Source organism: Cetobacterium sp. ZOR0034, from assembly GCF_000799075.1.
Lineage (GTDB): Bacteria > Fusobacteriota > Fusobacteriia > Fusobacteriales > Fusobacteriaceae > Cetobacterium_A.
The window spans coordinates 1-9,239 of record NZ_JTLI01000066.1; the positions used below are offsets into that span (position 1 = coordinate 1).

The 9,239-nt window shown below is 30.4% G+C and carries 8 protein-coding genes and 1 tRNA gene; 1 reads left to right on the forward strand and 8 read right to left on the reverse strand.

Annotated elements, in window-relative coordinates; all coding sequences use genetic code 11:
* Window position 1: 1 nt before the first annotated feature.
* The 8 genes from L992_RS11070 to L992_RS11105 all read right to left on the reverse strand — a co-directional run bounded on the left by L992_RS11070 (window position 2) and on the right by L992_RS11105 (window position 8,458).
* Window positions 2-74 (reverse strand) — tRNA-Gly (locus L992_RS11070).
* 54 nt (window positions 75-128) lie between these two features.
* Window positions 129-1,640 (reverse strand): glycoside hydrolase family 10 protein, encoded by a 1,512-nt coding sequence (locus L992_RS11075; protein WP_047396310.1) that lies wholly within the window; start codon window positions 1,638-1,640, stop codon window positions 129-131.
* A gap of 11 nt (window positions 1,641-1,651) precedes the next feature.
* Window positions 1,652-2,146, reverse strand: coding sequence for a hypothetical protein (locus L992_RS11080; RefSeq protein WP_047396311.1), 495 nt, complete (start codon window positions 2,144-2,146; stop codon window positions 1,652-1,654).
* 61 nt (window positions 2,147-2,207) lie between these two features.
* Window positions 2,208-3,233 (reverse strand): class II fructose-bisphosphatase, encoded by a 1,026-nt coding sequence (gene glpX / locus L992_RS11085; protein ID WP_047384118.1) that lies wholly within the window; start codon window positions 3,231-3,233, stop codon window positions 2,208-2,210.
* Window positions 3,234-3,241: 8 nt separating this feature from the next.
* Window positions 3,242-3,511, reverse strand: a complete 270-nt coding sequence (locus L992_RS11090; protein ID WP_047384117.1) for a septum formation initiator family protein — start codon at window positions 3,509-3,511, stop codon at window positions 3,242-3,244.
* On the reverse strand, window positions 3,511-4,014 hold the full coding sequence (def, locus tag L992_RS11095; RefSeq protein ID WP_047384116.1) for a peptide deformylase: 504 nt from the start codon (window positions 4,012-4,014) through the stop codon (window positions 3,511-3,513). Before def ends, L992_RS11090 begins: the two co-directional genes overlap by 1 nt.
* Window positions 4,015-4,058: 44 nt before the next feature.
* Window positions 4,059-6,338, reverse strand: coding sequence for a primosomal protein N' (gene priA, locus L992_RS11100; RefSeq protein WP_047396314.1), 2,280 nt, complete (start codon window positions 6,336-6,338; stop codon window positions 4,059-4,061).
* An 11-nt stretch (window positions 6,339-6,349) separates the two neighbouring features.
* Complete coding sequence (locus L992_RS11105) at window positions 6,350-8,458, reverse strand: penicillin-binding protein (RefSeq protein ID WP_047384113.1); 2,109 nt, start codon at window positions 8,456-8,458, stop codon at window positions 6,350-6,352.
* 97 nt (window positions 8,459-8,555) lie between these two features.
* Between L992_RS11105 and L992_RS11110 the strand changes: the two genes are divergently transcribed.
* A complete protein-coding gene (locus L992_RS11110) occupies window positions 8,556-9,062 on the forward strand; it encodes an OmpH family outer membrane protein (RefSeq protein WP_047384111.1) in 507 nt (168 codons plus the stop codon).
* Window positions 9,063-9,239 lie beyond the last annotated feature (177 nt).

A 9,239-nucleotide genomic window follows, 5' to 3' on the forward strand; every position in this document is an offset into this window, starting at 1 on the left:
GAGCGGGAGACGAGGGTCGAACTCGCGACATTCAGCTTGGAAGGCTGACGCTCTACCAACTGAGCTACTCCCGCATCACTTACAAAGATATAGTACCATAAGTTTTAAAGTTTGTCAACAAAGTTTTTTTATTTTTTTAAAAAAACTTTTGCTTTTACTTCACCTTCATTATGAACCTTATCTACTGGAGAAACCTTATAATAATAACTTTTGCCTTTTTCTACTGTTTCATCTAAATATTTTAAACCATACTTTCTTTTTACAGTTCCTAAAATATATTCTGATGAAACTCCTTCAAAATCTTTATTTGTACTTCTATATATTGCATAGTAGTCACTGTAGTTATTAGCTGGATCATCCCAAGTTAAAAGAATTCCATCTTTAGTTATTTTTCCTGATAGGTTTGTTACTGGCTTTGGTGGGATTTCATCTATCCAAGGAGTCCTTGGAGGTAAAGCTTGATTCTGATAAACCTCTTTTCTTAGATTATCTTTTATATTCAAACTATTTTTTTGAATTTTATCAAATCCAAAAAATACACTCCCTTGAACAGCTTTTGTTTTTCTATTATATTTAATTTGTTCTATTAACTCTTTCTCATTTTTCCAAGCTTTCGTAGTATCTATCTTATAAGCTGCATGTCCTACATATAAATTTACATTACTATCTTTAACTTCATTTATCCACCAATCAACCAAAATATCGTACTGAGCAACCTTCAAGTTAAAATCCCAATATATCTGTGGAACTATATAATCGATCCACTCATTTTTTATCCAATTTCTTGTATCTGCATATAACGTATCATAATTTTCAGCACCAGCTCTTGTTGCTGAACCAGTAGGATCTTTATCATTGTTTCTCCAAACACCAAAAGGACTTATTCCAAATTTAACATATGGTTTTTCTTTTTTTATTTTTTTTGATAACTCTCTTACAAACGTATCTGTATTTTTTCTTCTCCAGTCCTCTCTACTTAAATCTTTTCCATATAATTTATATGTTTTATCATCACCAAAAGGAACTACTTTTTTATTTTTATCAAGTACTGGATACGGATAGAAATAGTCATCCATGTGAACTCCATCTATGTTGTAATTTTTAACAACATCAACTATTACATTTTCTGTAAATTCTCTAGCTTTTGGATTCCCAGGATCGTAATAAAGTTTTCCGTCATATTGAATCACCCACTCTGGATTTTTCCTTGCTATATGATCTTTTGCTATCTCTTCATTTTTTTTCAATGTAATTCTATACGGATTAAACCAAGCATGAAACTCTAAATTTCTTTTATGCGCTTCCTCTATAAAAAATTCCAAAGGATCATATCCAGGATTTTTTCCAATCTCTCCTGTTATATATTTTGACCACGGTTCCTTTGTTACTTTCCCATAAAACCTATCCGCTGTTGGTCTGACTTGCATAATCACTGCATTCATATTCAACGATTTTATCTCATCTAATATATCTATAAACTCTTTTTTCTGATCTTCTATAGACAAACCCTGTTTAGATGGCCAGTTTATATTATCTACTGTGGCAATCCAAACCCCTCTAAACTCTCTATCATCATCTTTTGCAAATAGAGATGATAAAACCATTAGAAATAAACAAAATATATAAGCTACTCTCTTCATAAATTCTCCTCTTATCCCTTTATGATTGAAAACTTTTCTCCTAACTCATCTCTTAAAGCGCATATAAAGTCAATTTTATTTCCCATTATAAGTGGAACAATTATCTCTCTTTTATCTTTAGTAACTATTCTGATAATAACTTGTAATCTACTAGCTTTTCCTACTACTCCTTCTTTTAAAGTACACGACTCTATATCTTCGAATGCTAAATCTAAACCTTGGCCTAATACTTTTTTCTTTTCACAATCTAAAACAATTTTATATGAAAAGATATTTTTCAAATGCTTTAATCCTAAGAATAAAAGTAGTCCTGCAATGGCTAAATATGGTATGCTGAAATCTTTTGTATATCCTATATATCCTTGAAGTAAACCGATTAGTATCAATGGCAACCCTGTTCCTAACCACATCACCAACTTCTTTGCTTCTAAACTATATTTTCTCATCGCCTTATATTCTATCTTTGTTTCTGCTATTTTCTTTATAAAATCATCATAAAAAAACATTATTCCTCCCATTAAAGAAGAAAAGTAGAGACTCATCTCTACTTTTCTATTCAATTATTTATTATTTTACTAATTCCATGATATCTTCTGGTTTATAATCTAAGTTATGAACCGCATTTATATATCTAACTGTTTTACTCTTTCCTCTGATTACTAAAGTTTGAGTTCTAGCTATACTTCCTTTTCTTTTTACACCCTCTAAAAGGTCTCCACTTGTTATTCCTGTTGCTGAGAATATAACTTCATCATCTTTTACTAAATCATCCATTTTAAGAACATCTCCAACTCTAAGTCCCATCTCTTCACATCTTGATTTTTCATAAGCTGAAATTTTATCATTCTCTAAAGATACTCCTTTAACTTCACTTCTTAATTTTAATCTAGCTTGCATATCTCCACCTAAAGCTTTAATAACTGCTGCTGATATAACACCTTCAGGAGCTCCTCCAATTCCATATAAAACATCTACATCAGAATCTACAACTGATGTTAAAATCGATCCTGCAACATCTCCATCTGGAAGTGCATAAACCTTAATATTTAAAGCTTGTAAATCTTTTATTATCTCTTTATGTCTTGGCTTATCTAATATTACTACTGTTAATTCCTCTAAAGGTTTTTTTAATGCTTTACAGATATTGTCAATATTTTCCATTAAAGGCTTAGATAAATCGATTACACCTTTTGCTTCTGGTCCTACAATTAATTTCTCCATATACATATCTGGAGCTTTTAAGAAGCTTCCTTTATTTCCTACAGCCAATACTGCAATCGCATTAGCTTGCCCTTGAGCAGTCATTCTTGTTCCTTCTACAGGATCAACTGCGATATCTACTGCTGAGAATCTATCTTTATCTGGAGAATCAATTCCTACTTTTTCTCCGATGTAAAGCATAGGAGCTTCATCAATCTCTCCCTCTCCTATTACAATCTCCCCTTGAATTTTTATCCCATTTAGCACAGTTCTCATAGCGTCTACCGCTGCTTGATCTGCCGCCTCCTTATCTCCTCTTCCTACCCATTTGTAAGCGGCTAAGGCTGCTGCTTCTGTAACTCTAGCAAACTCTAAAGCTAACTCTCTTTTCATTTTTCCTCCTACTTTGTTTCAATTAATCTATAAATTTTTTCTCCTGGTAAAACCATTTGGAGTTGATTCCTAGCTACTCTTTCTCTGTAAAAGGGATTATTTATATCCTCAATCATCTCATCATATTTAACAATTAAGCTTTCAATCTCTTTTTTCTTTTTTAATTTTATCTCTTGCTCTATTTTTAACTTATCGATTTTTACAAATGATCTAAATATATTTTGTCCTAAAAATGCAAAATGTATAACCAATGGGATTATCCAAAGCAGATTTTTCATTAGTTTTTACCTGACTCTTTCTTTAAAAGTTGTAACTTTTTAGAAACCATCCTTTTTGCAACTGGCGATATTTTATCTACAAATAAAATTGCTTCTAAATGATCATACTCATGTTGGAACGCTCTTCCTAATAAACCTGTTCCCTCTTCAATAACCTCTTCACCTTTTTCATTCATATACTTTATTTTTACAGTTACCGATCTTTTTACTGGTTTATATACTCCAGGAACACTTAAACATCCCTCATCTTCATTTTCAACTACATCAGATAACTCTATTAGTTCTGGATTTATAATTTTTCTTATTACCCCATCTCCAACATCAATTACAACTATTCTTTTTGCTATTCCAACTTGCGGAGCTGCTAATCCAACACCGTTTGCTTCATGCATAGTTTCAACCATATTATCTAAAATCTCTAATATTTCTGGTGTAATTGCCTCTACTGGCTCTGCAACAGTTCTTAAAGATTCATTTCCATATATTTTTATATCATATACCATCTTTATTTTTCCTCCAATTCTCTTTTTTCCTAATACATATTATATCATATTAGATTAATAGGGTCTACATCAACAACCACTCTATATTTTTTATTCTCAACTTTTTTTAGTTTTTCCTCTAATTTCAATTTAAATACATTTATTTTTGCTCTACTACCCTTCACAAAAATATTACATCTATATCTCCCTTTAACCTTATAAACTAAAGATCTCATAGGCCCATATATTTCTACCTCATCGTCCTGTATCTCTTTAAATAGTTTATGACAGTATTCTTCTAATCCACTCTCTTCTGGCGATGATATCCCTATGTTTATAATTTTTGAAAATGGTGGATAGGATAGAATCTCTCTTTTCTCAATCTCTTTATCATAAAAATTCACATAACTATTCTCTTGAATTTTTTCTATTATGTAATTTTCAGGTTGGTAAGTTTGAATTATAACTTTTCCTTTTTTTTCTCCTCTTCCTGCTCTCCCAGCAACCTGAGTTATCATTTGATACGTTCTTTCTCCCGATCTAAAATCTGGTATACTCATAACAGTATCTGCATTTATAACCCCTACTAAAGTTACATTAGGAAAATGAAGCCCTCTTGATATCATTTGAGTTCCTATCATAATATCATATCTTCCTGCTAAGAAATCGTTATACATATTTTCGTAGAAGTCCTTCTCTTTAGAAACCTCTCCATCAACTCTTATTATATTTACTGGAAATCTTTTTCTTAACTCCTCCTCAACTCTTTCAACGCCACGTCCACTAAAAGTCATATTTTTGCTATTACACTTTGAACATCTTCCTGTATATCTTTTAGATATTCCACAATAGTTACATTTCAGACTTCCATTACTTGCATAATAATTCAACTTTATAGAGCAGTGCTCACACTCCTCCATATGTCCACAATCTTCGCATTGAACGAGTGTTGAATATCCTTTTCTATTTAAAAGAAGTATTATCTGCTCTTTTCTCAATAGTGCAGTTCTCATCTCTTCTAATAATTTTTCACTAAAAAAACTGTCCTGCTCTTGCTTCATATCCACTATCTCTATTTCTGGTAATTTTGCATCCTTATATCTATGTTCAATTTCAAACAATTGAAAAATCCCTTTCTTTCCATAATAATAACTCTCTATTGATGGTGTTGCTGATCCTAAAACTACCTTAGCATTTTCTAGTTCAGCTTTTTTTATTGCTACAAACTTAGCATTATATCTTGGATTCGTATCTTGTTTATAACTGTTTTCATGTTCCTCATCCACTATTATGTATTCTAAGTTTTGTACAGGAGCAAATATAGCTGATCTAACTCCTAAAACCACCTTTTTATCTCCTATGTAAATACTGTACCATTCTTTAGCCCTATCAGTAGATGATAATCTACTATGAAGAATCGCAACTTCATCTCCAAATTCAATTTTAAATCTTTTTACCATCTGTGGAGTCAATGATATCTCGGGAACTAAAAATATTGATCCTTGATCTCTTTCTAAAGCTCTTTTTATAAGTTGAATATATATCTCTGTTTTTCCAGATCCCGTTACTCCTCTTATAAGAAAATGTCTTTTGCTAGACTCCTCAATCCCTTTTTTTATTAATTCTTGCTCTTCATTTAATTCTGTATCTTTTTTAAAAATTTTTTCTTCTAAATCTTTTTTTAATTTTTCCTCATCAAAAGTTTTTATTTTCCTCTCAAAAAAGATATTTTTTTCTTTTAAATGCTTCTCTATTATTTTTTTATCAAATTTTTTCTCTAAGGTTAGTTTACCGATCTCTTCTCTTGCTATAAAATAGTTTTCTAAATCCCTGTCTAAGTTCTTTTCTCTATTCAATTCATACCAGTTATCTCTTAATTCTAGATAACCCTCTTCAAGAAACTCAGTGATTTTTTCTTTAGAAAATTTATCTACCAAAGTTTTTTTTCTAAACTTTAATCTATCATAAAAATATTGTAATAAATCATCAACTAACAAACTCTTTTTTTCTATATTTATTCTATAGATATCCTCATACTTTATTTTTATTCCCGCTGGAACGGCCGTAGAAAAAACTTGATCAAAAGAACTCATATAATAATCTTTAATCCACAACAAAAGCTCTATAAAACTTTTCGAAAAACTTAACTCTTCATATAAAACTCTCTTTATTGCTAAAACTTTGAACGAATACTCTTTCCCTATCTCTTCCTCTACAACAAGCCCAACCTTATCTTTATTTCTAAAAGATACTAGAACTCTATCTCCAATTTTTATATTTTCATCTTCACTGGCATAAGTATAGAAATCATTAGTCTTTTCTATATAGATACTAAAATATCTCATTACTTTTTCTCCTAGTTTAATTTTATTTTTATCTTTTTTATATCCGTCAGCTCTTTTTGAGCCTGAATACTTTGCTCAACAACCACACCCGCTCCTATTAGCTCAACCTCAATATTACTACCCTCGAATATCTCAATAACGTCTCTACCACTAAGACCTTTTAAATCCGGCATTAAAACTAACTCTTCGTGATTAGCAACGCTCTTTAAACTTGTTTTTCCTGCTACTCTAATTTTATCTATATTTTTTGGAGATATACTTTTTAATTTCGTTATCTTTTTTATAACCTCTCCTAGCACTGGAGCTGCTGCTGTTCCTCCAAATTTATCATATAAAATATTCCCTTGAGGTTTGAAAAACATTGCTAACATTATATACTGTGGCTTTTCAACCGGGAAAAAACCAATAACAGATGATAGATATTCATTCTTTACATATCTTCCTCTTTCACTAAATTGAGCAGTCCCAGTCTTTCCACCAATTCTATAACCATCTACACCACCCTTTTTTACCGTCCCATCTTCTACGGCTGATTCCATCATATCTCTCATCTCTTTTGACACAGTTTCACTAATTATCTTTCCCTTACTTACAGGTAAGTTTCTCCTAACAACAAGTCCATCCTTATCTGTAATTTTTTCAACTATATATGGTTGATACATCACACCACCATTTACAACCGCTGAAAATGCTGTTATCATCTGAATTGGTGTAACAGCTATTCCTTGTCCAAAGCTCATCGTACTCTTTTTTAATCCATTCCAACGTCTAACTGCCTCTCTTTTTGGTGTTTGTTCGTAAGGATAATCTACCCCAGTTTTATTATATAATCCAAATTTTTCTAAATAGCTATCAAATTCATCGTTTGTAAACATATCCGCCATTAAAACCATACCAATATTACTTGATTTTTTTAATACTTCCTCTGTTGTTAAAATCCCCTTTACGCTTCTACTACTCTCTTTAATCGTGTGACCATGTCTCCTAAAAGTTCCATCTCCTATATCAAATTTTGTAGTCTTTTTTATTTTTTTCTCTTCTAAAGCTGCTGCTATTATTAAAGGTTTAAATATAGACCCTGGTTCTAATTGAGATTGGAAAATTGGATTTGTCACAGCTTTTTTATTTTTTCTAAAAAATGAAGTCGCCAAAACTTTTCCTGTATTTGGATCCATCATTATAGCATAAGCTTCTTCTGAATTAGTTTTTTTAAACTGTTTTTCCATTTCATCATCAAGAATATACTGTAAATCATTATCTATAGTTAGATGTAAATCCATTCCATTTAAATTAACTTTCGTTCTTGCTCCTGCAGTAGGTAATCCGACCCCTAAGCTTCTTATACTTGGAATTATTTTTGAACTTCTATCACCTTTTAAATAATTTTCATAGAAAAGCTCTATTCCAAAAACACCCTCTTTTTCTGTACCTTTTTTAAATCCTATATTTCCAACTAAAAAGAAATATTGATCAGCTTTATAATATCTTCTCTCTTTTCTTCCCGTTAAAAATATAATATTTTTTCCTTTTATTTTGTACTTCTCCAAAATACTTTCAATCTCTTTTTTTTCAACATCATCTATATTTCTATTTAATCTTTTATATACTCTCTCTTCTTTCCCCAATTTATTTATAGTACTTAAAAGTGGTTTGTAATTCTCTTTTATATATTTTTTGCTTATAAGCTCTCTTAATGCTTCTGGTGCATTCTCTGATTTTATGAATCTTTTTGGATCAACAGATAACTCATACATATTTATACTATATGCCAAGCCTTTCCCTTTTGAGTCATATATATTTCCTCTTTCTCCACCCTCTTTTCTCTCAACATTTACCTGTTTATTTATTGCCTCTTTATAACTTTCAGAATCAAAAAGTTGTATTTGAACCATTCTGAACATCAGTATAAAAAAACAAAATAAAATAACATCTGATACTATGAAAGATCTCAAAATAAAATTATTTTTCATCTTTATTTTTTTCCATTTAAAAAATACATATAAATTAAATATCAGCATCAGTGCAACAGCCACAGTCAATAAAAATTTTTTATAATATAAAGAAAGTCCGATTCCTAATATTTGCATTAAAAGTAAAAATATCTTTAGTTTCTTATTCATCTACCCATCCTCTTTTTATTTTTCTTTTAAATATTATATCAAATATTGTCAAAATAAGGTATAATAAGAATAAAATTCCACAAAAAGGAGTAATTGTATGAACGTTTTATTTCTATTGCTTTTTATGACCACTTCAGCTTTTGCACTTAATATAGGAGTTATTGACTCTGAATATATTTTTAGCCAATACAACAAGCGTTATGAGATGGAAGAGAAACTTGAAAATAAAAGATTAGAACTAAATTCTGAAATTGAGGGTCTAAGACAAAGTTTATTAGAGCAGGAAAAAGTTATAAAATCAAAATCAAAAATTACTGAAGAGGACAAAAAGAAATTGTTAGATTTAAAAAAACAATTTCAGGATAAAATCGAGATTTCTGAAAGGAATTTTCAAGAGGAACAACAAAATTTTATATATGATATCAAGTTTGAAATTGATTCAGTTGCCATCCTAATTGGGAAACAAAAGAACCTAGAAATGGTTATTGAAAAAAGTGCTACAATATATGGTGGTGTGGATTTAACAGAGGATGTCATAAATTTTCTTAACAATAAAGAATCATATAAGTTAGATACAACTAATCTTTTAAAAAAACAGTTATAAAAAGGGCATATCAAATGTATATACCCTTTTTTATTTTCTACGGATTAATTTTCAATACAACAAATAAAATAAAAAAAAGCACCTAAGTGCTTTAAAGTTCATATATGGTGGAAACAACTGGACTTGAACCAGTGACCCCCTGCTTGTAAGGCAGGTGCTCTCCCAACTGAGCTATGC